Source organism: Sneathiella glossodoripedis JCM 23214 (assembly GCF_000616095.1).
Classification (GTDB): Bacteria; Pseudomonadota; Alphaproteobacteria; order Sneathiellales; family Sneathiellaceae; genus Sneathiella; species Sneathiella glossodoripedis.
The window spans coordinates 101,752-125,627 of the sequence record NZ_BAMS01000004.1; the positions used below are offsets into that span (position 1 = coordinate 101,752).

A 23,876-nucleotide genomic window follows, 5' to 3' on the forward strand; every position below is an offset into this window, starting at 1 on the left:
ATGCATGTAACTATTCCTAAAACGGGCCTTCCTGTAGAAGACGTGTTGCCAGAATTACTGGATCATCTCTCCAAACAGAATGTGGCGGTTCTGCAAGCCCCGCCGGGTGCAGGTAAAACAACAACTGTGCCTTTGTGGTTGTTGCAGTTGCAATCTTTGGAGAACCGGAAAATCATAATGCTTGAGCCTCGGCGCCTCGCGGCTCGTGCTGCGGCTGTTCGTATGGCGGGTCTGTTGGGCGAAGCTGTTGGTCAGACTGTCGGATATCGTATTCGATACGAGAATAAGGTCAGTTCACAAACCCGAATTGAAGTAGTGACTGAGGGGATTTTAACCCGAAAATTGCAAAGTGATCCTGAACTTTCTGATACGGCAGTTGTTATATTTGACGAATTTCACGAGCGCAGCCTGAACTCAGATTTGGGGCTGGCTTTGATGCGACAAACGCAGGAGTTCCTTAGAGAGGACCTAAAGGTGCTGGTCATGTCGGCAACTCTTGACGCTGAAGGTATTGCTAAGTTGTTGGGCAATGCACCAATCGTCACCAGTCAGGGTAAGCTTTTTCCTGTTGAGACCAGATATATTGAGCGAACACCAAAAGGCCGATATGAAGGGATTTTAAGCAACTGGATAACTGATATCCTTCATGAAGAGCCAAGTGGCGATATGCTTGTTTTCCTTCCGGGAGCAGGAGAAATAAACCGTGTGTCGTCGAATCTATCAGCCAAAAGTGAGCTAGCTGACTTTGCGATACATACTCTTTTTGGAAACTTATCACAAAAACAACAGGATAAAGCGTTGTCTCCTGACCCTAAAGGGCGAAGGAAGATCGTGTTGGCTACAGATATTGCTGAGACAAGCCTGACAATTGATGGGGTTCGTATCGTCGTTGATACGGGGCTTTCAAGGAAGCCATTTTTTGATCCAAATAGTGGTATGAGCAGGCTTGAGCTTAAGCGTATTTCACGGGCTTCAGCGGATCAACGTCGCGGGCGAGCGGGCAGACAGCAGGCAGGTGTTTGCTATCGCATGTGGAGCGCCGCTGAGGATCGAGGTTTAATTCCTTATTCAGAACCAGAAATTGCGGTCGCGGATCTTAGTTCTTTAGCGTTGGAACTGGCAAAATGGGGGGTAACAGACGTAAGTGAGCTTGCTTGGCTGACCGAACCGCCAGAGGGACTACTCTCACAAGGGAGGGAAGTATTGCGATCCTTGGGCGCATTGGATAAGACTGATAAAATTACAAAATTGGGTAGCCGAATTGTTAATTTGCCACTGCATCCTCGTCTTGCCAGTATGATTGTTAAGTGTGAGTTCAGTGATGATCTGGCGCTTGCCTGCGATATGGCGGCCCTATTGTCAGAAAGAGACATTCTCCCGAAAAATCGAGATGGCTCAAATGCTGACTTAAGAAAGCGACTGCAACTGTTGGAAAATGCGAGGTCACAATCGGCGCGAAACCCAGCGCTCGGCGCAGTCTTAAAGAACTCTGCGGACATACGGAAACGCTTTCGGGTTAATTCTGATCAATTGGTGAATTTATCAAATGCTGGTTTGGTACTGTCGTTAGCTTATCCTGATCGCATTGGTGAAAAACGCAAAGGGAAATCCGTCTCTTACCGCCTCTCTGGTGGACGAGGGGCGGCACTTGCGGAGCGGGATGAACTTGCAGGCGAGCCGTATCTGGTTGTTGCTGACCTGGATGGAAAAGGACGAGATGCGACGATCCGGTTGCTGCGCCCATGACATATCAACAGTTGATACATCAGTATCAGAACGCTATCGAGCACCGGGTCAATCTGTATTGGGATGCAGAAAAAGATCGAGTGATTGCAGATCAAGAGACTTGTATAGGGGCGCTTGTTCTCGACCGGAAACGAATGAAACAACCAGACACCAACGATGTTGCGAAAGTATTACTGGATGTGATCCGGAGCAAAGAGATGCGCCCGCTACCTTGGACTCCAGAGGCGCAGGCAGTAATTGACCGAGCCGCATTCGTGGTTAGGCATTGTTTTGGTTCTGAAGAAAATGTAACGAGCCAAAAAGGGGAAGTCCTTTCTGTTCAGCGATTTAGGAATTTGAGCAGAGATTGGCTTATGGAGCGTATGGAGGAATGGTTGCTTCCCCATCTATTGGGGCTGATTAGCCTCGCTCAGCTCGAAAAACTAAATTTGGAGCAGATTTTCGAAAACCTTCTGGACTGGCCAGAGCAACAGTATTTGAATGAAATTGCACCCGCCAGATTAAAAATGCCCACAGGTTCCCAGATCAGGTTAGATTACAGTGATGTCGATAATCCGGTACTTGCCGTTCGTTTGCAAGAGCTGTTTGGACAGGCAGATATCCCTAAACTTGTCGATGGTAAAGTACGCATATCCATACATCTATTAAGCCCAGCTTACAGGCCTGCACAAATAACCACTGACCTGGCTGGGTTTTGGGCAAATAGCTATGATGCGGTAAAGAAAGACCTGAAAGGGCAATACCCTAAACATTACTGGCCTGATGATCCAATGCAGGCCGAACCCACCACTCGTGCAAAACCCCGCAAGAAGTGAGCTAGCTGATGAAGGCTGCCATGCTGATAAAAAATGCACATTCGCTGATTTGTTGAATGCTTCCCAGTACATCTCCGGTTTGTCCACCGATCTGCCGGTAGGCAATAAAGCCGATAAATAAGGCGCCTGCAATAGCAGAAAATACAGCTATTGAACCCGCGTATGGGCCTAGCAATATCACTGGTATGATGATGGCAAAGGCTAAGGACGTTAAGGCTGCAGATACAGGAGGGCGGCCAGCGCTTGCACCAAGGCCATCCGCACGAGCAGCGGGCATAAAATACATCGCTGCGCCCATCAAGCCGCGACTGCAAGTTGCCGCTGAGAGGAGGATGCCAAAAGTAAACCAAGTGCCGGGATAGCTTGCAATTGCGGAGACTTTTATTCCAATAATTAATATTAGTGTAACGACAGCGTAGGTGCCAACGCGGCTGTCGCGCATGATTTCAAGCTTTTTGTCTTTATCAACACCACCGCCGAAACCATCGGCGACGTCACCGATTGCATCTTCGTGCAGTGCCCCCGTTAGTATAATTTGTGCGGAAACTGCCAGCATTGCCCCCAAAACAGGTGGAATGCCGACATTGAAAGCAAGCCAGTAGACGCCAGCGCTTAACCCTCCCACAATAATCCCGATCAATGCGAATACGCGACTGGCAAGACCAACATTTTTCATGGAAAACTGAATGTTAAGCCGAACTGGCAGGCGCGTTAAAAATACGAGTGCAATCAGGAAATCGTGAACCCAGCTACCGTTATATTTTTTCTGTAATTCTGAATTTGTCATTTTTATTTTAGTTGCTGAGGTAGACCGGCAGTAATCAGATATACACGGTCGGCAAGCGCGGCTATTTTCTGATGCAGGATACCGGCATGGTCCCGAAACCGTCTGGCCATTTCGTTTTCTGGAACGATCCCCAAGCCTACTTCATTAGATACAAGTATAACCGGACCGTTAGCCTGTTGCAGTGCATCGCATATCGAGTTTCCTGCGTCTTCAATATTCCGTTCGGCGAGCACGAGATTTGTCAACCAAAGGGTCAGACAATCAATCAATAGAATATTACCGCTACCAGTTTGCGTTTTTAAAATTTTTCCCAGATCAATCGGTTCTTCAATCGTGATCCAGTCACCACCGCGACTTTGTTGATGCAGATTAACCCTTTCCTGCATTTCAGCATCAAATATCTGACTCGTGGCCACATAAATTTTATTTAAACCGCTATCGATAGCTAATTGTTCTGCAAATCGGCTTTTACCTGATCTGGCACCACCAAGAACAAAAGTGATTTTTGAAGTGTTCATTTGCCTACTGTGCCCGATCGATAAGATGAATGAAAGACCCAAAGGCGGATCCGGCGATCAGTCCAAATTCACCCAAGTTATTTGAAAGTGCGTCAGTCGCTGTAAATAGTGGAGTGGCATAAGAGGATTTCTGAACTTCACTGGCATAGTGAAACTCATGGGCCCTAAATCTGCATCCGGCAGCCCCTAAAGAAGTAGAATGCCGTAATTTAGCCTGCCGGTAACCCAGATGCAGCTTTGGTGTTTCAAAAGATGTTTTTAAAGGGAGCACACCTGCCATAGGATAAGTCTTCCCATCCTTTCCAACAATTGCCTCACCCATAACCATATAGCCACCGCATTCGCCATAAATGGAAACGCTTTTATCCTTTGCATCACGGATGCCTTTTAAAAAGTTTTCTGCGCTGGATAGCTTGGGTAGATGCAATTCCGGATATCCTCCCGGCAAGTATATGAAATCTGCATTTGGGTGTGGTGCTTCATTTGCAAGTGGTGAAAAAGGGCTCACGTGAATTCCCGCTTCACGCCAGGCCTTTTTATAATGTGCATATGTGAAGCGAAACGCATTGTCTTCCGCTATAGCGATATGTTGCCCTGAAATTATTGGGGGTGTAGGTGCCTCCTGTAAAAGCTTCTGCGGTTTTTTCGCAAGCGTTGTAAGAGCAGTTAAATCGATGGATTGCGAAATGATTTGAGCGGCCTTGCTTAGAAACCTTTCAAGGGAGCTGTTCTCATCAGCCTGCACCAATCCTAAATGTCTACGAGGAATGTTTAGGTCCTCATGTTTTGAAATGAGGCCGACACATGGTATTCCAGCTACGCTTGAAGCTGTTCTTAAAATTTCACCGTGATTTGAGCTGCCGACACCATTAAAAATTACGCCAGCAATGGAGATATCATCTCTAAAATTCTGAAATCCTTGCAATAATGCCGCGGCGCTACTTGAAAGACCAGTGGCTGAAACGACCAGTATAATGGGGATATTAAACTCTGCTGCCAAATCAGCGGTCGATCCGCTTCCATCGCGTGCGCCGTCAAAGAGCCCCATAACACCTTCTCCAATTACGATGTCGGCGTCATTTTGGCAACTGCTGAGAAGGTGGTTTCGGGTATTTGTCTCCATTCCCCAAGGATCGATATTAACACATGGCTTACCACTCGCTTTATGGTGAAACACAGGATCAATATAGTCTGGGCCGGTTTTAAACGATTTGACGGATAAGCCTTTGTCTTTAAGGGCCCTCAGGAGTGCAAGTGTGAGTGTTGTTTTTCCTGAATTTGTTGCAGGGGCAGCGATAAGCAGAGTAGGGGCTGAGCCTCTACTCATGTGTTCTGTTCCGCAATTACTTTGGCAAACCATCCGAGTTTGTTGTGTAGTTCCACGACTTGTCCCACTACGATTAGCGCTGGAGGCTCCAGATCACTGTTAGAGAGATCAGCCACCGCATCTTGAAGCGTCGTTGTCACCATTTTTTGCGTAGGCAATGTGGCATTAGCAATAATTGCGACCGGTTCATTGGGATTGCGACCGTGTTTCATCAGCATGGAGGTGATTTCGGCAATATGTTTAACGCCCATGTAAATGACAATTACAGGCGAGCCTTTTGCTATATATTCCCAATTTACACTGGGAACTTTCCCATTGGCGTCATGTCCGGTGACAAAGGTCGCCGCAGAATTTGTGCTTCGGTGTGTCAATGGAATGCCAGCGTATGCTAGTCCTCCAACTCCGGAAGAGACCGCTGGAATTACGCGGAAGGGGATGTTGTTGTCGACAAGCTTCAAGGCTTCTTCACCGCCCCGCCCGAATATATATGGATCTCCCCCTTTTAGGCGAAGAACCCGCTTGCCTTCTTTTGCAAGCGCAACTAGGCGGTCACTGATATCTTTTTGCTTGGCAGACGGTTTTCCGCCCCGTTTGCCTGCATATTCCAGTACACAGTCAGGATTGGTGAGGTCTAGAATTTCCTGACTGACAAGTGCGTCATAAACCAGCACATCAGCCTGCCTGAGACCCTCAATGGCGTATAGTGTAAGCAGGCCCGGGTCACCGGGACCAGCTCCTAGTAGCCAGACGGAGCCCGGCTCAAAAGCCGGTATTTGTCGAAGGATATGTTCCATAATTTTCTTTTACACAGGAATAACTTGTGACGCTAGCCAACAGTACATTGTAGGCCTATAAATAATACATGAACACGAAGGTGCCCACGGAAAAATTACGTTATGGATGGACAACCGGCGCCTGTGCCACGGCGGCCTCCAAATCCGCCCTGTCTGCATTGCTGGGGCGCGGCTTTCTGGATCCTGTCACGATCACTTTACCAAAGGGGCAAAAACCAGCTTTTTCGCTGGCGACCGAAGACTTGGGAGACAATTACGCGACGGCAAGTGTTATCAAGGATGCGGGGGATGACCCCGACGTGACACATTTGGCGCGTATCATAGCAACTGTCCGACCTGTAACAGCGGGCGGTGGAATTCAATTTCGAGCTGGTGAGGGAGTGGGGACGGTAACCCGTGAAGGTTTACCATTGGCAGTTGGTGAACCAGCGATCAATCCTGTCCCGCGCCAGATGATCACTGATGAAATTTTAGAGCTTTGTAAACAATTTGATGTTGCACCCGATTTCGAAATCGAAATTGGAATTGAAAACGGCGCTGAGCTTGCGCGCTATACCATGAATGGGCGATTGGGAATTAAAGGCGGTCTCTCCGTTCTTGGGACAACAGGAATAGTTGTTCCGTATTCTTGCGCAGCATGGATTGCTTCCCTTCACAGAGGGATCGATGTGTCGATTGCAGCCGGTGCAGAACATTTAATCGCATCTACTGGTTCAACGTCGGAAAAAGCGACAAATGCAATATATGATCTGCCGGATTACGCATTGCTTGATATGGGGGATTTTGCTGGTGGAGTGCTGAAGTATTTGAAAAAGCACCCTGTTCCCAAACTGACCCTTGCTGGAGGGTTTGCAAAATTCACCAAACTTGCCGAAGGCCACATGGACCTTCATTCTGGTCGATCTTCTGTAAATTTTAACTGGCTGGCAGAACAACTTAAACTGCTGGGCGCATCGGATGAATTGATTGATCAGGTAAGAAAAGCCAACACAGCGATGCAGGTTCTGGGATCTTGCGAAGAGGCAGGTATTCCGATTGCAACGCATATAGCAAATTTAGCAGCAAATACTGCTCAAAAAATTGCGGGCAAAGAGATTAGTATAGAAGTTCTTATCTTCGATAGAAAAGGAGTTTTAGTGGGGCAAAATAATGACCGCTAGGAAGAATATTCTGCTCCTGGGAGGGACAGGTGAAGCAGTTGAACTCAATAGATATCTGAACTCCCTTCCATCTGTTAATCTGATAACCAGCCTCGCGGGGCGAACTAATAAACCCACCTCTTTGGAAGGGGAGGTGATTTGGACGGGCTTTGCCAAATTCGGTGGGTTGAGTGAGTATTTGAAAGATCGAAATGTTCATCTTGTCGTTGACATGACACACCCCTTCGCTAGCGTAATTAGTCCGAAAGCAGCAGATACCTGTTCCCGCTTATCAATCCCCTATTTGCGCTTCGAAAGGCCGGCTTGGAAGCCTTTGGTTGGAGATCGCTGGATCTCCGTGGAGGATTTGAAATCAGCCTGCAGAGCCTGTGAGCCTTATACAAGATTATTTCTTAGTATTGGTCGTCAGGAAATATCTTGTTTTTTATGTTTAACCGGTAAATTAATATTTATAAGGTCAATCGAGCCTATTGACGTTGAAGGCTCGGCAAATGAGATTCGAAATATTATTGGGAGAGGCCCTTTTTCACTTGAGGATGAGCTGGTCTTTTTGAAGGATCAAGGCATTAATGTATTGATCACCAAAAATAGTGGGGGAGATGCAACTTATGCAAAAATAGAGGCGGCGAGACAACTCCAGATTCCGGTTGTCATGATAGATCGCCCCTATAGTCCTCCCCAAAATGCGTTTACAGATATTGAAGACCTTAAACGCAGCCTCATGCTTTACGTTTAGGACGTAGAACATGCACATGCTCTGCATGATATAATGCGCTATCACGATAGTCTTTCGCATCCAGAACCCTACCTACAATGACAAGGGCAGTTCGGGTTATCTTTTCAGCTCTGACCAACTCCTGGATGGTATCAAGTGTTCCTCGTATTATTTTTTCATCAGGCCAGGATGCGCGATATACAACGGCAACGGGGCAGTCTGCACCGTAATGAGGTATAAGATCAGCGGTCACTTTGCGCAGGTTTCGAACACTTAAGTGAATGGCAAGCGTTGCTCCGGATTTACCCAGTGTATCCAGATCTTCGTTATTTGGCATTTCGGTTGCCTTCATGGCAGTCCGCGTCAGAATAATGCTTTGGCTGATGTCAGGTAGGGTGAGCTCCGTGTTGAGAGCAGCGGCAGCGGCCGCAAAAGCGGGGACACCCGGTGTGATGGTGTATTTTATGCCCAGTTCTTCAAGCCGCCGCATTTGCTCTCCGATCGCACCATATATACTGGGGTCACCTGAATGAACTCTGGCAACATCCTGTCCTTTTGCATCAGCTTTTTTGAATTCTTCCATGATTTCATCCAGATGCAGTGGAGCTGTGTCGATGATCAAGGCATCATCGGGGGCATGTTCCAGAATTTCTACGGGAACAAGTGAACCTGCATACAGGCAAACGGGGCAGGATGCGATTAGATCCCTGCCGCGAAGCGTAATCAGATCTGCAGCCCCCGGTCCGGCTCCAATAAAATGAACTGTCATATCAGAATTCCTTTTTGCTTAGGGTCATTTTGCCGGCGTACCCTCTAGGTGTGTATGCCCATGATTTCAGACCGGAGTTTGTGCTTGTAATCTTGCTTTCGCTTGAGCCCACCATTACCAAAGTGAGCATGTCCACCTTCTCAGGATCAAGATCGGCAAGAGGGAGTATTTTAACAGTTTCGTCTTCTCTGCCGAGATTTCGGGCGACTATCACTGGTGTAGTTGCTGGACGATGCTCGCTCAAGATTGCTTTGGCTGCATGCAGTTGCGTGCGACGTTTTTTTGAAACCGGATTATAAAAAGCAACCACGAAATCTCCGGCGGCTGCGGCTTTCAAGCGTTTTTCGATTGCTTCCCAAGGCGTCAGAAGGTCGGAGAGGGAAATCGTGCAGAAGTCATGCCCAAGTGGAGCGCCCGCCCGTGCTGCTGCAGCCTGCAATGCGGACATCCCGGGAGTGACCTGAATATCAAGTCTATCCCATTCAGGTTTTTCTTCTATCTGGATCAGCTCAAAAACGAGTGTGGCCATTGCGTAGATGCCGATATCCCCGGACGAGATGAGCGCAACATTTTTTCCTTCCGCTGCCAGATCAAGGGCATATCGCACCCGCTTTTCTTCTTCACCCAAATCAAAATCATGGCGAATTTTTCCAGTTGCGGCCTTGCCAAGTAAATCCGTATACAGCCCATAGGCTACGATATCGGTCGCTTCGTGGATTAGCTTGGATGCTTCCGGTGTCCGCCAAGGCTCCTGTCCCGGGCCAATACCAACAACCGATAGTTTTCCTTGCATTTTGCCGGTACGGCTGGGGTTTATAGGCAGTTCAGAAATTGCCGCAGCCATTGTCGCGCGCTTGGATTTAACTTTGGGAATGATCAGCATGCCAGTCCTACCTGCCGCTGCCAACGCAGCGCCTTCACTGACGCCATGGCAACCGACCTCACTAAACACGACTGAGGAAGGGTTGATTAATCTGTCTTTTTCCGCTTCTAAAGTCTTAGCATCAAAAAAGCGTGCGGTTACACCAAAGTAGCGAGCGACTTCATGTACTGCATGTTCGTCTGATTTCAGATCTATGGAAAAAATGCCGCCAACAGATAATGGTGACAGTTTGTTTTCTTTAAGAGTGCTTTTTACAAGTGAGATCAATTCCTCACTGTCGCAACTTCTCTCACAGCCCACACCAACTGATATCAGTCTGGGATGATAGACGAGTTTGCCTGCATCTCCCGGTATATCTCTGGTGGTAACTTCAATGGTGAGATCTGCTTCGGTTGAAAAAGGCAAATCAGATTGTTCAAGCCATTGATTGTCACCAAGAAGTTTGACTTTTTCACCTTGCAAAAGGCGAGCAGCAAACTCTTTCATATGTTCGGGATTAGCGAGGGTCAGACCTGGCGGCGGACTGTCCAGAGCTATGTTGAATTGTAGATCGCTTGCAGTTGTAATTGCAGGCACGGCCTTTAGATGTTTTGCAATTTCAGCGGCTTTTTCATTTGCGCCATGGTGCCCACCTAACAGAGGAACGACCACAGTACCAGTGTCCCCTAAACTGAGGACGGGCGGTTCCGTGTTTTTGTCCATGAGCACAGGTGCCAGACACCGAATTAAGATTGCAGATGCACATATTCCGATAATTGGTGTGCTACTTTGATACAATTCTTTCAAATGCTGAGCAGTTTGCTGAAAGGTAAGGTCTGCTCCCTCCACTCGACCGGCAAGACCATGTGTCAAACTTTCCGGGTACAGCTCCTGTAATTTGCGGGCGGTTTGCCACCCAGTGTTGCTGAGCAGGATAATCGCTATGGGAGGGGTTATTTCCATGCCTGTCCCCGCTTGTGAATCAGGATCATTGAAAAATAAGGGGCTGCATCGGCAGGTACTTCTCGTAGTGGTGTGATTTTCTGATTTTGCATGCTTGCTCGTTCGATATAATTGGCTTGGTCTGCGAGCCCCATGTCAATAATAAGACCCCGGATCCGATCAAAATGGCGGCCAAGTTTCATGAGAGCGACACTGTCCGCAGCTTCAATCCGCGCTTTCAGAATAGAGTTTTCAAGAGGGGCAGGAAGCACGGTCAGTATATCGTTCCGAGCGGAAAGAGGTGTCTCTAGGGCAGTTGCACACGCAGTTAAAGAGGACACACCGGGAATGACTTCAACAGGAAAGTTCAATGCCATTCGGCCGAAAAGATACATAAAAGATCCATAGAAAAAAGGATCGCCTTCACATAGGACAGCAACATCTCGGCCGGCTTTCAATTCTTCAGCTAGTTCGATGGCTGCCATGTCATAAGCTTTCTGTGCCGGCTCTCTTGCGACAGTCATAGGAATGCGAATGGTAATTTCGTGTTTCTTATCCGTTAAGTGAGGTGCGATGATAGATCGCGCCAGACTGTCACCGTCTTCTAACGTAGGGTAGGCCAACACAGGTGAAGCCTGTAAAATTTTTAAGGCTTTCAACGTAATTAGATCCGGATCACCGGGTCCAATTCCCAGCCAAACAGTTTGCCTGTCATTTTTTTATCAACCTTAACTGTGTAACCTGCCGATAGGGCTTCCAACTTGTAAAGCCACCAATTTTGTTGGCTCTTGAAACATTAAGACGCGAAAGTTCACCGTCATATTTGTCAAAAAGATCAAAAGCAATTTTTTCGCCTTCAATCGTCACCGTATTGGCAACAAGAATGCCCCCAGATTTGAGTGAACTCCAGCAGGCTTCAAATAAACCTTCAAGACTCAAACCTCCACCAATAAAAATACGGTCAGGGTGTTTCAGGCCATCAAGTGCTTGAGGCGCCATACCTTTCACAATTTGTAACGCTGGGACACCCAGAGTTCTCCTGTTTTTCTCAATATGTAGCAGCCTGCTTTCGTTATGCTCAACAGCAATTGCACGGTTTAGAGGGTTTTGGCGCATCCATTCAATCCCGATGGAGCCAGACCCTGCTCCAACATCCCAAAGCAATAATCCGGGAATGGGATTCAAGGCCGATAGCGTTATGCTGCGAATTTCTTTTTTCGTTAGCTGACCGTCATGAGAGAACGCTTCATCATTTAAACCGGGAGCTGTAGAATGTGTGAGTTCCTTCAATGATTTTTCGCAAGTAATTGCGATGGTGTTCAAGTCAGCTGCATTTTTGCCAATCCAGTCCTTAGCCGGTAACGTAATTTGGTTTTCGCTCACTCCGCCCATATGCTCCAAAACGCACAAGGAACTCGAGGCATATCCTAAATCTACCAATAGCTTTGCCAATTTAGAAGGGGTCTCGCCATTGTCTGAAAGGGCCAATATTTTTGCGCCTTCAAATAAATGTGGAATTATTAGCTCTAGCGGTCGTCCATGAAGGGTAAGTTTTGTAACTTGGGACAAATCCCAACCCAGGCGCGCAGCGGCCAGCGAGAAAGCTGATGGACTTGTATATATCTTATAATCTTCAGGCTTGAGTCGCTTTGCGAAAGTTACACCAATGCCAAAATGCATCGGATCGCCAGTCGCCAAAATGACGACTTGCTTGCCAGCCATGCCGATGACGTCTTCAACCAGTTTCATCAGTGGACTTGGCCAACTCATTGTTTTGGCGGAAATAGTTGCCGGAATCATTGACAGATGCCGATCTCCACCGATGATGAGTTCTGCACTTTGAATGACAGAGAGCAGCTCTGGTGAGAGATGCTCAAGGCCTTCATCGCCTACGCCAATTATGTGTAACCACGGCTTCATGTCAGGTTGCATCCCTAGCGGCGGCGTTTAATGCGGCCGCGGCCATAGCGCTGCCTCCTTTTCGGCCTTTTATTGTAATAAACGGAATGTCTAAATCCGCTTCAATCAGGGCTTGTTTGGATTCCGCTGCACCAACAAAACCAACCGGAAAACCTAGTATTGCCGCTGGTTTAGGGGCTCCGTTTTCGATCAGTTCGAGTAAATGAAAAAGGGCGGTGGGGGCGTTTCCAAAAACAGCAACAGCGCCACTCAAATATGGCAGCCATAATTCGACAGCAGCTGCCGAACGGGTTGTATTCAATTTCTGAGCCAGATCAGGAACGATTTCATTGTTTAGCGTACAAACAAGTTCATTTTGTCGAGGTAAAAATTTTTGGGTAATTCCATTTTTGACCATTTCGCAATCACAAAGAACTGGCGCACCAGATCCAAGAGCTATCGCTGCTTCTTTTGCGATGTCATTACTAAATTCCAGGTCTTTTCGTATTTCCGGCATGCCGCAGGCATGAATAATCCGGATCACCATATTGCGAAGCTCAGGGGATAAGCCGTCAAGATCTGTTTCAGCCTCTACCGTTGCAAACGATTGTGCATAGATTGCAGCAGGATCTTTCACGTAATCATACATTTGCATCAATCACTTTTTTTCATGCTTAATGGCCCCAAGGGGTGATCGGCATGGGGATAAGGATGATGGTGATGGTCGTGATCGTGGGAATGGCCATCACCGTGATGATGTTGATGGCTATGATCGTGTGAATGGCTATGGGCTTCGCCTGTTCCAATCCCTTCCACATGGTGATGATGGCTTTCCTGTATCATGCCGACTTCGTCTTCAAAGCCAAGCGCCTGCTCACGATACTTGCAAAGCCCGCAGTTCATGTTGTTGGTCCCCTCCAGAATTTCTCTGACGCGATCAGCAAAACAATCGAGTACGAGCGGATGATCATTCAGGTATGGGGCTTTTATGAATTCGATGTCAGGGTGCGCGGCTGCGACCTTGTCGGTGTAATCATAAATGCGATTGACGAGAACACCGGTAAACAGGAAATAAGGAAAAACGACGATGCGCTTATAACCAAGTCGGGCCGCATGCTCCAGACCGGGTTCAACAAGAGGGAAGGTGACGCCGGAATATACTGTCTCTCCCCAGCCAAATCCAAGTCCCTCCCATAACATGCGCATGACTTTGCTGACATTGGAATTCGCATCAGGGTCCGATGCTCCTCTGCCTACGACAACAAGCATGGTTTCATGCATGGGTACATGCTCATCTGCACTTTCCAGTGCCTCGCGAATGCGGTCACCAGCAGCCCGGATCATTTTCAGATCAATTCCGAGTTCCCGGCCATATGAGATTTTAAGGTCTTCCTTTTTAGCGGCATAGGCATTCAGCACGGACGGAATATCATTTTTGGCGTGACCAGCCGCGAAGAGCATGCCGGGAACTGCAAGAATATGGTTATGTCCACTTTCCACCAGCTTATCCAGGCCAGTTCGGATAATGGGTGTTGCAAATTCAAGAAAACCGGATTCTACTTCATATTGGGGTAAACGCTCGGCTATCCCTTTGGCCACAGATGCAAATTCTCGAACTGCGCCTTCATCGCGGCTCCCATGTCCGCATACCATTACACCAATTTTTTCCGTCATATCCAGCTCCATTTGGCAGCAGTTACTGGGCTTGCAAATATAGATGCAAGCCCTGACTTGCTTTTGAAATATTTGTTGACGCAAGTTTTCCTGCACACCATCCTTGCGCCATGTCTACCCACTTCTATCATTTTGTCGACAACTCTTTTGATCCGTTTGCCATCGCGTTTGTTGCTCTGGTGATTGATCTTTTGATTGGTGATCCGAAGTGGCTGTATAGAAAAATTCCCCATCCTGTTGTTTTGATTGGAAATTTTATTTCGACTTTGGAGAAGCACCTGCTTCTCATGCGATCCTCGTGGATTGTTCAAGTGGTTTTGGGGACCGCCCTCGTTATTGTGGTTGTTTTGATCACCGGCTTTTTGGGAGGCATAATCGCCAGTCTTCTGGGGTCTCTTCCCTTTGGTGGGATTCTGATCGCAGTTGTCGCCAGTACGCTTATTGCCTGCCGTGGCTTGTATGTTGCGGTAAGGCAGGTCCGAGATGGACTTTCCATATCCTTGCAAAAGGCCCGAATGGCAGTTCGTCATATTGTTGGGCGTGATCCCGACAGTCTCAATGAAGCAGCCGTTTGTCGTGCATCTATCGAAAGCCTTGCCGAAAATTTTCTGGATGGCACTGTGGCGCCACTTTTTTGGTTTGTTGTACTGGGTTTGCCGGGGTTGTTTGCTTATAAGGCAATAAATACGCTTGATAGCATGATTGGCCACAGGAATGACCGTTACGAGTATTTTGGCAAATTTGCTGCCCGACTTGACGATGTGGCTAACTATATTCCGGCCAGATTGACCACGGTAATTATCATTTTCGGGGCTGTTTTTGCGCGAAAAGGAGATGTTCGCGGGGCCATAAACGCGACCCTTGCTGATGCTGGAAAACACAAAAGTGTGAATGCGGGGTGGGCAGAAGCTGCGATGGCGGGTGCTCTCGGAATTGCACTCGCGGGCCCCCGTCAGTATGAGGGTAAGGTAACAACAGATCACTGGATGAATGAGGGCGGGAGGAAGGATTGCACGTTGCACGACATATCCGCAGCCCTTGCTCTGTATCGTATTTGCGTTATGGGACTGCTTGCAGGGCTTATTGTGATCGCCAGTCTTGTTACACTTTAGCATTGGGCGATCTCCAGCATTCTGTCGATATCCAAATGCTTTTCCAAATGCTGTGAAAGTTGGTCCAGTGTGTTTTCAATCTCGGTTTCAAAATGACGGACACGACGGGTGTGTGGTTTCAGTTCATTTAAAAAACTCAGGCGAAACTCATCATTTGCAAATAACCCATGAAGGTAAGTCCCCATAATCGAACCGTCAGCAGATTGGCAGCCATCAGGACCGGATTGTAACCTTAAAAAGGGGTGCTTTAGCGCTTCACCGCGGCATTCACCCAGATGCATGTGGTATCCGTTGACAACACATTGACTGGGAATATGCGTACCGTTTTCCTGAAGGAGTTTTTTATTGCCCGACATGGTGGTTTCGAAATCAAGGAGCCCAAGTCCTTCAATTTTCCGTGTGCTTCCTTCAATACCATCAGGGTCACGGATCACCTTGCCCAGCATTTGATATCCACCGCAAATACCTAACAGCTTTCCGCCTCGTCGTAAATGAGCCTTGATATCGATATCCCAACCTTGATCTTTTAGAAATCTCATATCTGCGATTGTGGATTTTGATCCAGGCAAAATGACAAGATCGCTATTGCCCGGGATCGGTTCGCCTGCGGAAACCATGATGAGTTTGACACCGGGCTCACTCCTTAAGGGGTCAAAATCATCAAAATTGGCAATTCTGGAAAAAATGGGAACAGCAATGTGTATGGTCGGTGACTTTTCCTCTGAATTCCAGTTGTGAACGTCTTTGAGCGCACGCGTGGACGGCTCGATTGAGAAAGCATCTTCCGGAGGTAATTTTTTTGCCGCATTGAAAAAGGGAACAACTCCCATACTCTGCCAACCGGTTTTCGCGGTCGTTATTTTCAAACCATCATCAAATAATGTGAGGTCTCCACGAAATTTATTGACGATATAGCCCTGAACGCGTTTCTTTTCGGAGGCACTTAATAAGGCGTGAGTGCCAACTATTTGCGCGATAACACCGCCCCGATCTATATCACCAGCCAGGATCACTGGTATATCCGCAGCTTCAGCAAAACCCATATTGGCAATATCATTTTTGCGTAAATTGACTTCGGCCGGGCTCCCGGCACCTTCAATAATAACAAAATCGTATTTGTTTTTTAACCGGTTAAAACTATCTAGTGAGTGAGGAAGAAGTGTCCGCTTGATTTCCTGATATTCCCTCGCGTCTGCGCTCTTCACCATGTGGCCTTGAACCACAACCTGCGCTCCAATGTCTGATTGGGGTTTTAGTAAAATCGGGTTCATGTGGTTGGATAGAGGAACCCGCGCAGCTCTGGCTTGCAGGGCTTGTGCACGGCCAACTTCACCGCCCTCAACCGTAACTGCTGCATTGTTGGACATATTTTGCGGTTTAAACGGTGCGACGGACAGCCCACGATTAACAAGTGCACGGGCGATGCCAGCGACAAGTAAAGACTTGCCAACATCTGAGCCTGTTCCTTGTATCATCAGGGCGTAGGACATTAAAATTCGATGCCCACCTGAGCTTTCACGCCGGATCGGAACGGATGTTTGATCTGCGTCATTTCGGTCACCAGATCCGCGATCTCAATCAATTCCTCTTTGGCATTACGGCCTGTGACAACTACGTGTAGTTGTTCTGGTTTTCTGGATAGAAAATCTACAACTTCCCCAAGGTCGATGCTGTCGTATCTGAGCACGATATTGAGCTCATCAAGGATGATCATATCAAATTCCGGATTATCACCGCGGCAGGCCTCGATCATGGATTTTGATTTTTCCCATGCCTTTTCGGCAGCGCGAATGTCCCTCTCACGATCCTGTGTCTCCCAGGTGAAACCTTCACCCATAGTGTGGATTTCAATCTGTTCAGGGAATGCCTCTAATACTTTTCTTTCACCAGTTTCCCATTTGCCTTTCACATACTGAACCACGCCAACACGCATATCATTTCCAATCGCGCGCGCTGCAAGTCCGAATGCCGCTGTTGATTTTCCTTTTCCTTTTCCGGTGTGAACAATCAACAATCCCTTTTCTATGGTTTTCGTCGCGAGCATCTTGTCACGAGCCGCCTTTTTTTTGCGTGCTTTTTCGTTTGCGCGAGCGATTTCCTCTTCTGTCAGCTTCGTCTTGCTCATGCATTTGCCTCCTTTTTGAGTTGCTCAATGTCGACACCGAGACTGTTGCGTCGCGGTTGCCATAACCCTCTTTCAATCGCCTCTTCAAAGCGATCGAGTATATCGCGTAGTGCATCAGGGTTATTTGTTTTCAGAAAATCCCAAACCTCTGGGTCACAGATATAGGCATCATACAGGATGTCAAAATGATGATCTTTGACGGCCTTGGCTGTCGCCGCGAACGCAAAAAGATAATCCACTGTGGCGCTCATTTCGAAGGCACCCTTGTATCCATGCCGCATCACGCTTTGTATCCATTTCGGATTGGCCGCACGAGCACGGACCACTCTTCCGATTTCATCTTCGAGTGTTCTGATTTTCGGGTTTTCAGGTCGTGAGTGATCGTTGTGATAAATGTCCGGCTGACTACCTTTCAAATGCCGAATTGCCGCGGTCACTCCCCCTTCAAACTGGTAATAATCATCGCTATCCAACAGGTCATGTTCGCGGTTGTCCTGATTGTGAATAACTGCGTCTACTGATTTAAGCCTTGTTTCAAAAATTCCATGAGCGGCGAGTCCGTCTTCTTTGGAACCATAGGCATATCCTCCCCAGGCCACATAAGCTTTCGCAAGGTCGGCATCATCTGACCAACCTTTTTCATCGATAAGGGCTTGCAGACCCGCTCCGTAGGCACCGGGTTTTGATCCAAACAATCGAAATGCGGCCCGATGTGACGCATCCTCGCTGGCTACTCCTTGCTCAATCAATTTTTGCGCATCTTGGTGAACTCGTGCAGCTATCGGATTGATTTTTTCTGGCTCATCCAGTTTGGATACGGCCCTTACTGCGCTATCAAATAGCGCCATTTGCTGAGGAAAGGCATCTCTGAAAAAACCTGAAATACGGAGTGTCACATCAATTCGGGGACGATCCAGCATGCTTGCAGGAATGATTTCAAATCCAGTTACGCGATTTGAGGCTTTATCCCATTTTGGGCGAACCCCCATCAAGGCAAGTGCTTGAGCGATATCATCACCGCCAGTTCGCATGTTCGAAGTTCCCCATGCACTCAGGATCATGGATTTGGGCCAGCTTCCATTTTGTTGCCGATAGTGATTGATCAATCGTTCTGCTGATTTCCACCCCAAAAGCCATGCTGTGGGGGTTGGTACGGAACGGCTATCAACGGAATAGAAATTTCTGCCAGTTGGCAAGACATCATTTCTACCGCGTGTTGGTGCACCAGAAGGGCCTGCAGGAACAAATCGTCCGTCTAACGCAGTCAGGACAGCATCAAGCTCTTTATCACCGCAACTTTCCACAACTGGTTTAAGATAAGTTCTGACATATTCAAGTACTGATGCTGTGTTTTTCCAGGTGGGATCAATCGGTGTTTCTGCACTGATCAAAGAAGCCGCCAGAATCTCAAGCCTTTCGACCGTATCCGCATTTGTACGCCATTTAGTATTGATATTCTGTAGTGCTGAAGGTTTCTCACCCAACCAAGGGTCGGCCATCACACAATCTAGCGGGTCGAAATCCTCATGTAAGTTAAGATCCTTTGCCAAAGCCCGTATGAGTGACTGGTTCTTATCAACACCATCACCACGGGGAATTCTGACAAGCGCAACCAGAAGGTCGACAAGAGATTTATTCGTGGGTGATTGGCCAAAAACATGCAAGCCGTCGCGGATTTGCAGCTCTTTTAGTTCGCAAAGGTAATTATCCAGTTTGCTTAGCTGTTCTTCTTCCGGATCAATTGGAGCGATCCCGCAATCCTGATCTATGCCGGATAGCTGTGTCATCTCTAGAATTTGGGTTCTAAGTAGTTCCAGCCGTCGTGGGTCAACACCCGCGGCTTCATAATATTCATCGACCAAACGTTCCAGATCAGCCAGCGGCCCATAACTTTCCGCGCGGGTCATAGGGGGTGTTAGGTGATCAATAATAACAGCGGCGCTCCGCCTTTTCGCCTGAGTTCCCTCGCCAGGATCATTGACAATAAACGGATATATATGGGGCAGGGGGCCAAACACAGCTTCCGGATAACATTCAGAGGAAAGTGCAAGCGATTTTCCGGGCAGCCACTCCATATTTCCGTGCTTGCCCATGTGAATTACGGCATGGATACCTGCAATTTCACGTAACCAGATATAAAACGCCAGATACCCATGAGGTGGGACCAAATCGGGATCATGGTAACTTGAGGCGGGGTCTATATTGTATCCACGTGCGGGCTGTATCCCGATAAAAATATTGTCATATTGCACTATAGATAGGTGAAATTCACCATCCACAAAAAAGGGATCGGCGTCTGGTGTCCCCCACCTTTGTGTGATTTCGGTCTGTACTTTGGTAGGCAGAAGAGAAAAATGATGCCGATAATCAGCAAGCGTAAGACTACAGTCACTGAGTTTAATTTTTTCTATGTTGCGGTCATTGGTTGGCCCCGCAAGTAATCGGCTGATCAGATCGCTGCCATTTTCAGGCAGGTCTGACGCCGTGTAACCCGCGCGTTTTAATCGCTTGAGTAACTCAATCGTTCCGGCGGGGGTGTCAAGCCCCACACCATTTCCAAGTCGTCCGTTTTTGTTTGGATAGTTGGCAAGAATGATCGCGACTTTTCGATCTTCAATCATTGTTGTCGAAAGTCGTGCCCAATTGCTCGCAAGTGTTGCGACAAAATCGATGCGATCCACAACTGATTTATAGGACACAAGGTTGGTTTGTGTGTTGGTGTCGAAGCCGGCATCCGCCTTGAACGATACCGCACGGCTCAGGATACGCCCATCCACTTCGGGAAGGGCTACATTCATGGCTATGTCTCGAGCTGATAATCCGTTGAGCCCGTCTCGCCAGCCGTCTTCATTACCGCCTGAAAATATGACCTGCAACACTGGGCAATTTGCATGATCAAAAGGAGTTTCTTTTTGGGCTCCGCCCGGTGTACTGACAGCAAATCCGGTAGCGTTCAGGATAACGGCTGGCATGCATTCATGTATACAGTTCTGCACGACACCAGCGGAAACCGGATCTTTCAAGCTGGAGACAAATATGGGAAGGGGGTTAAGGCCTTTGTTTTGCAGCGCCTTGATCAAATCAATTACGGGCGAGAGATTATTCGCTTGAAAAAGAGCACGATAAAATACGATCAGAGCGACAGGATTGTCATTTACCCATTGTTCTTGGATATGTTTAAGCTCGGTGGCTGCGGTGTCTGGCCAGTATAAACCTGCATTCAATAATGGGCGCGGTTCACGCCAATCGCTTATACCATCCAATAGAAACTGGCAATAGTTCAGGAACTGACGATAATTTTCACCTCCTCCTTGCACTAGATATTGCCACAATCGGTGACTGACTTCCCGAGGCAGAGTGTTAAGCCCTGCAAGTTCTTCATCCGGCTGGTCATCCCCGGGTAAAAAAGCAAGCTTGATACCTTTTTTACGGCAACATTCGGTTATTTGTTCAACGCCATAAGGCCAGTAACCAACACCACCCAAAAGTCGCACGACAACCAGCTTTGCATGAGCGATGATTTCTTCCACATATATATCTACGCTCAAATTGTGAATGAGTTGCATGGAGTTTGCCAGTCGCAGATCATTCAGCGGTTTATGGCTTTCACCATTAACAGTGGCAAGCGATGACAGCTCTGTATCGGCTGCGCTTAAAAATACAATATTCCCGGGGCTCTGACCTAGATCTACAGCTTCGGATCCATCGGAAATACCACCGGGTGTCGCCGCCAGTAAATGCATGATTAATCCATTAACTGGGCTGTGATTGCCGTTTGATCCAAACCATGTTCACCGATAATTACCAGTCGGCTAGTACGATCTTCACCCTCTTTCCAGTCTCTATCAAAATAATGCTGTATACGGTTCCCGACCGCTTGAATTACAAGGCGCATATCCTTGCCCTGGACCGCAATAAACCCTTTAGCTCGTAAAATGTTATGATTAGCAATGGCCGTTTCCAGCTTTGAAATCAAAGAGTCTACATCAGCGGGGTTTGTGAGATTGACGACAAAGCTGTCAAAATCATCGTGCTCGTGGTCATCGCTATCATCGTGGTGTGACTTACGCGCATCCAGATCGTCTTCCGCCATTGCTCCTATACCGAGGAGCACTTTAGCATCCAGTTTTCCATGGCTTGATTTGATGATTTTCACAGACGGGCGTACCCGGTTTTGAATTTCTGTTGCGGCTTTTTCGAAATCCTGCGTCTCTAGCATATCTGATTTGTTCAGCAAGACCATATCCGCACAGTTCAGTTGGTCTTCAAACAGCTCTTCAAGCGGGCTTTCGTGGTCCAGGTTTTCATCAGCCTCACGCTGCGCCTGTACCGCTAACGGGTCCGATGCAAATAATCCATCACGGTAGGCTGGACCATCGATTACGGTGATCACACCATCCACAGTTACCTGAGTGCGGACTTCAGGCCAACCAAATGCTCGAACAAGCGGTTTTGGAAGTGCCAGACCGGATGTTTCGACGATTATGTGATCAGGTCGTTCTTCCCGATCAAGCAGAGCTTGAATGGTAGGAAGAAAATCATCAGCGACAGTACAGCAAATGCAGCCATTCGCCAGTTCGACAATATCCTCTTCGGAGCAGTTTTCATTTCCGCAACCTTTGAGAACTTCGCCGTCAACGCCCAGATCGCCAAATTCATTAATGATAAGCGCAAGTTTTTTACCGCCTGAATTTTCAATAAGATTGCGAATAAGGCTGGTTTTGCCGGCGCCCAGAAATCCAGTGATAACGGTTGCGGGTATTTTTTCCGAGTTACGCATATGAATGCCCTGTATGATGTGAGAAAACTGCAGTTGCAAAGAGGCCTTGCGCTGCCGCATGACGGTTTGCGTATTTTGTATTTTTAAGGCATTTCTGCCAGTCTTTCATGCGGCGCATCATGATCCTCCGTCATGTGGTGAATAACAAATTGATGGCAGGTCTCCTGACTTGCGAATGGCACCGCACTCTGCCTTCCCGTTTCAAACAGTGGCCAATGATTGCGGCTAGTCGCCTACAGTTGCGGGGACAGTCACGGACTAGAGCCAGGCTCGCACCGTGTTCCCTTTTAATCCCGAACCAAAATGTTCTGGAACCATCGGCACAGACGCTACGTGCCTCAGGGGCTTCTGTCAATTCTTTAAGTGACAGCAACGTTCATGAACGGTATTTTACTGGCTTTGAAATAAAAATCGGACGTCATCATGCCCCCATTCCATCTCGCCTTTCCTGTGAAAAATATTGAGGACACTCGACGTTTTTTTGTGAATATATTGGGCTGCACAGTTGGCCGCGAAGCGGAAAAGTGGATTGATTTCAACTTTTTCGGCCATCAGATTTCAGCCCATGTCAAACCGGAAGAGTGTGAAATAGCAAAAACCAATGAGGTAGATGGTGACAATGTTCCTGTCCGGCATTTTGGTGCTGTGCTTGAATGGTCTGAATGGGAAGCGTTGCGCGATAAAATTGCGGCTTCTGAAATTGAGTTCCTGATTTCCCCAAGGATTAGATTCGAAGGGGAAGCCGGTGAACAGGGAATATTTTTTCTGCGTGATCCATCGGGTAATGGTATGGAATTCAAGACGTTCAGGAATATGGAAGACCTTTTTGCGACCGATTAAGCATCTTTGAGCGCGTTTTGCAGCCGATCCCATTCGGCTTCTGTCGCGGGATGTCCAAACCGAAGCTTTTCAGGTGAATGCTCGAAAGGTCTCGTTAAAATATGCGCGCGGCACAGCAGATTGAAAATCTGTTCCGCTTGTGGATGTTGGGCATATGTAAATAAGCTGGTACCGCCTGCTATATTGAAGCCTGACTGGATCAGCAACTGTTCCAAACGTGCGCGATTGTTTGCTAAGGTTTTACGGGTGGAGCTTATCCATTGAGTATCACAAAATGCTTTAATTGCGACTTCCATTGGAATGCCACTAACAGCCCAAGGGCCAAGTGCCGCGTGTAGTTTTGTGATGATTTCCGTATCACCTATTGCGAAACCAAGCCGTAAGCCTGCAAGACCAAAGAACTTTCCAAAAGATTTCAAGGCGACGATACCTTCCAGGCGAAGTCCTGTGGTTGGAGTAGTCTGATCACTCACATCACCAAAGGCCTCATCTAAAACCAGAAAACCATTTCGCGCTTTTAAGTTTTTGGCAAGCCTCAGCAAATCGGTTTTGTCATATTCTTTACCTGTTGGGTTGTTAGGTGACACAACCACGGCAATATCGGTAGTGGAAGGAATTTTATCCAGATCTGATACCTCTATAATTTTATGCCCGTGGTCAGACCAACATTTGGCGTGTTCAGCATAGGTCGGACAAATGATAGCGACTTCAGCACAGTCAATTAGCAGGGGAAGTAACTGAATGATGCTTGTGTTCCAGAAGCTGCCACAAGCGGGGTTTCGCTTGAAATGCCATAGTAGAGGCGGGCGGCATCATGAAGCCTTTTCTCAAGACTGGCTGAAGGAAGTCGCACCCAGGCTTCTGTTGACAGTTCAGGTATCGGGTAGGGATGGGGATTAATGCCTGTACTGAGATCTATCCAGGTGGGCCCGCCACTTCCATAAACACTCATTGCGTGGTCCAGATCACCACCATGAAAGACTTCTCTATTGTAGCTGCCGTTGTTCATTA

22 protein-coding genes and 1 riboswitch are annotated in these 23,876 nt (G+C 47.7%); of the genes, 6 read left to right on the plus strand and 16 right to left on the minus strand.

From position 1 onward, the window contains the following. On the plus strand, positions 1-1,746 hold the full coding sequence (hrpB, locus tag JCM23214_RS21225) for an ATP-dependent helicase HrpB (RefSeq protein ID WP_051548208.1): 1,746 nt from the start codon (positions 1-3) through the stop codon (positions 1,744-1,746). Continuing rightward, complete coding sequence (locus JCM23214_RS24885; RefSeq protein ID WP_051548209.1) at positions 1,743-2,561, plus strand: ATP-dependent helicase C-terminal domain-containing protein; 819 nt, start codon at positions 1,743-1,745, stop codon at positions 2,559-2,561. Before hrpB ends, JCM23214_RS24885 begins: the two co-directional genes overlap by 4 nt. Before the next feature lies 1 nt (position 2,562). Here JCM23214_RS24885 and JCM23214_RS15035 read toward each other — a convergent pair whose 3' ends face one another. Genes JCM23214_RS15035 through cobA form a run of 4 tightly spaced genes read right to left on the minus strand, consistent with a single transcriptional unit; the run spans position 2,563 to position 5,987 of the window. Next, positions 2,563-3,348: an adenosylcobinamide-GDP ribazoletransferase gene (locus tag JCM23214_RS15035; RefSeq protein WP_025899659.1), complete on the minus strand. Its 786-nt coding sequence runs from the start codon at positions 3,346-3,348 to the stop codon at positions 2,563-2,565. 2 nt (positions 3,349-3,350) lie between these two features. Further along, entirely contained in the window at positions 3,351-3,866 is a 516-nt protein-coding gene (cobU, locus tag JCM23214_RS15040) for a bifunctional adenosylcobinamide kinase/adenosylcobinamide-phosphate guanylyltransferase (protein WP_025899660.1), read from the minus strand. Positions 3,867-3,870: 4 nt separating this feature from the next. Further along, a complete protein-coding gene (locus tag JCM23214_RS15045; protein ID WP_025899661.1) occupies positions 3,871-5,193 on the minus strand; it encodes a cobyrinic acid a,c-diamide synthase CobB in 1,323 nt (440 codons plus the stop codon). Next, positions 5,190-5,987 carry a uroporphyrinogen-III C-methyltransferase gene (gene cobA / locus JCM23214_RS15050; RefSeq protein ID WP_025899662.1) on the minus strand — a complete coding sequence of 266 codons (798 nt, stop codon included), beginning with the start codon at positions 5,985-5,987 and terminating at the stop codon, positions 5,190-5,192. Before cobA ends, JCM23214_RS15045 begins: the two co-directional genes overlap by 4 nt. Positions 5,988-6,055: 68 nt before the next feature. On the opposite strand from cobA, the gene JCM23214_RS15055 reads away from it, so the two are divergent. Together JCM23214_RS15055 and JCM23214_RS15060 are read left to right on the plus strand one after the other, a co-directional pair. Beyond that, a complete protein-coding gene (locus JCM23214_RS15055) occupies positions 6,056-7,147 on the plus strand; it encodes a cobalt-precorrin-5B (C(1))-methyltransferase (RefSeq protein ID WP_025899663.1) in 1,092 nt (363 codons plus the stop codon). Then, entirely contained in the window at positions 7,137-7,883 is a 747-nt protein-coding gene (locus JCM23214_RS15060; RefSeq protein ID WP_025899664.1) for a cobalt-precorrin-6A reductase, read from the plus strand. Before JCM23214_RS15055 ends, JCM23214_RS15060 begins: the two co-directional genes overlap by 11 nt. Here the strand turns inward: JCM23214_RS15060 and cobM are convergent. From cobM to JCM23214_RS15090, 6 genes are read right to left on the minus strand one after another with little or no spacing between them, the layout of a single operon-like run. After that, the gene (gene cobM / locus JCM23214_RS15065; protein WP_025899665.1) at positions 7,867-8,631 is read right to left on the minus strand and encodes a precorrin-4 C(11)-methyltransferase; all 765 of its coding nucleotides are present in this window, start codon (positions 8,629-8,631) and stop codon (positions 7,867-7,869) included. The genes JCM23214_RS15060 and cobM overlap by 17 nt on opposite strands. Position 8,632: 1 nt before the next feature. Next, positions 8,633-10,456 carry a precorrin-3B C(17)-methyltransferase gene (gene cobJ / locus JCM23214_RS15070; RefSeq protein WP_037493715.1) on the minus strand — a complete coding sequence of 608 codons (1,824 nt, stop codon included), beginning with the start codon at positions 10,454-10,456 and terminating at the stop codon, positions 8,633-8,635. Then, entirely contained in the window at positions 10,447-11,094 is a 648-nt protein-coding gene (cobI, locus tag JCM23214_RS21230; RefSeq protein ID WP_199899654.1) for a precorrin-2 C(20)-methyltransferase, read from the minus strand. Before cobI ends, cobJ begins: the two co-directional genes overlap by 10 nt. Positions 11,095-11,146: 52 nt before the next feature. Continuing rightward, positions 11,147-12,355 (minus strand): precorrin-6y C5,15-methyltransferase (decarboxylating) subunit CbiE, encoded by a 1,209-nt coding sequence (gene cbiE / locus JCM23214_RS15080; protein ID WP_025899667.1) that lies wholly within the window; start codon positions 12,353-12,355, stop codon positions 11,147-11,149. Between the two features lies 1 nt (position 12,356). Then, a complete protein-coding gene (locus JCM23214_RS15085) occupies positions 12,357-12,983 on the minus strand; it encodes a precorrin-8X methylmutase (RefSeq protein WP_148301914.1) in 627 nt (208 codons plus the stop codon). Between the two features lie 5 nt (positions 12,984-12,988). Beyond that, positions 12,989-14,008: a sirohydrochlorin chelatase gene (locus JCM23214_RS15090; RefSeq protein WP_025899669.1), complete on the minus strand. Its 1,020-nt coding sequence runs from the start codon at positions 14,006-14,008 to the stop codon at positions 12,989-12,991. Between the two features lie 110 nt (positions 14,009-14,118). Between JCM23214_RS15090 and cbiB the strand changes: the two genes are divergently transcribed. Further along, on the plus strand, positions 14,119-15,120 hold the full coding sequence (gene cbiB, locus JCM23214_RS15095) for an adenosylcobinamide-phosphate synthase CbiB (RefSeq protein WP_025899670.1): 1,002 nt from the start codon (positions 14,119-14,121) through the stop codon (positions 15,118-15,120). Here the strand turns inward: cbiB and JCM23214_RS15100 are convergent. From JCM23214_RS15100 to cobW, 4 genes are read right to left on the minus strand one after another with little or no spacing between them, the layout of a single operon-like run. Beyond that, positions 15,117-16,610: a cobyric acid synthase gene (locus tag JCM23214_RS15100; RefSeq protein ID WP_025899671.1), complete on the minus strand. Its 1,494-nt coding sequence runs from the start codon at positions 16,608-16,610 to the stop codon at positions 15,117-15,119. The two genes, cbiB and JCM23214_RS15100, sit on opposite strands and share 4 nt — an antisense overlap. Continuing rightward, the gene (cobO, locus tag JCM23214_RS15105; RefSeq protein ID WP_037493717.1) at positions 16,610-17,245 is read right to left on the minus strand and encodes a cob(I)yrinic acid a,c-diamide adenosyltransferase; all 636 of its coding nucleotides are present in this window, start codon (positions 17,243-17,245) and stop codon (positions 16,610-16,612) included. Before cobO ends, JCM23214_RS15100 begins: the two co-directional genes overlap by 1 nt. Further along, entirely contained in the window at positions 17,242-20,988 is a 3,747-nt protein-coding gene (gene cobN / locus JCM23214_RS15110) for a cobaltochelatase subunit CobN (protein WP_025899673.1), read from the minus strand. Before cobN ends, cobO begins: the two co-directional genes overlap by 4 nt. A 2-nt stretch (positions 20,989-20,990) precedes the next feature. Continuing rightward, positions 20,991-22,025: a cobalamin biosynthesis protein CobW gene (cobW, locus tag JCM23214_RS15115; protein WP_025899674.1), complete on the minus strand. Its 1,035-nt coding sequence runs from the start codon at positions 22,023-22,025 to the stop codon at positions 20,991-20,993. A 137-nt stretch (positions 22,026-22,162) separates the two neighbouring features. Then, positions 22,163-22,359, minus strand: a riboswitch (cobalamin riboswitch). An 89-nt stretch (positions 22,360-22,448) separates the two neighbouring features. Here cobW and JCM23214_RS15125 point away from each other — a divergent pair. Next, the gene (locus tag JCM23214_RS15125; RefSeq protein WP_025899675.1) at positions 22,449-22,865 is read left to right on the plus strand and encodes a VOC family protein; all 417 of its coding nucleotides are present in this window, start codon (positions 22,449-22,451) and stop codon (positions 22,863-22,865) included. On the opposite strand, the gene JCM23214_RS21235 is transcribed toward JCM23214_RS15125, so the two are convergent. Together JCM23214_RS21235 and JCM23214_RS23185 are read right to left on the minus strand one after the other, a co-directional pair. Then, complete coding sequence (locus tag JCM23214_RS21235) at positions 22,862-23,611, minus strand: aminotransferase class I/II-fold pyridoxal phosphate-dependent enzyme (protein WP_084264868.1); 750 nt, start codon at positions 23,609-23,611, stop codon at positions 22,862-22,864. The two genes, JCM23214_RS15125 and JCM23214_RS21235, sit on opposite strands and share 4 nt — an antisense overlap. Further along, positions 23,587-23,874 (minus strand): aminotransferase class I/II-fold pyridoxal phosphate-dependent enzyme, encoded by a 288-nt coding sequence (locus JCM23214_RS23185; RefSeq protein WP_084264870.1) that lies wholly within the window; start codon positions 23,872-23,874, stop codon positions 23,587-23,589. The genes JCM23214_RS21235 and JCM23214_RS23185 overlap by 25 nt, the downstream gene beginning before the upstream one ends. Positions 23,875-23,876 lie beyond the last annotated feature (2 nt).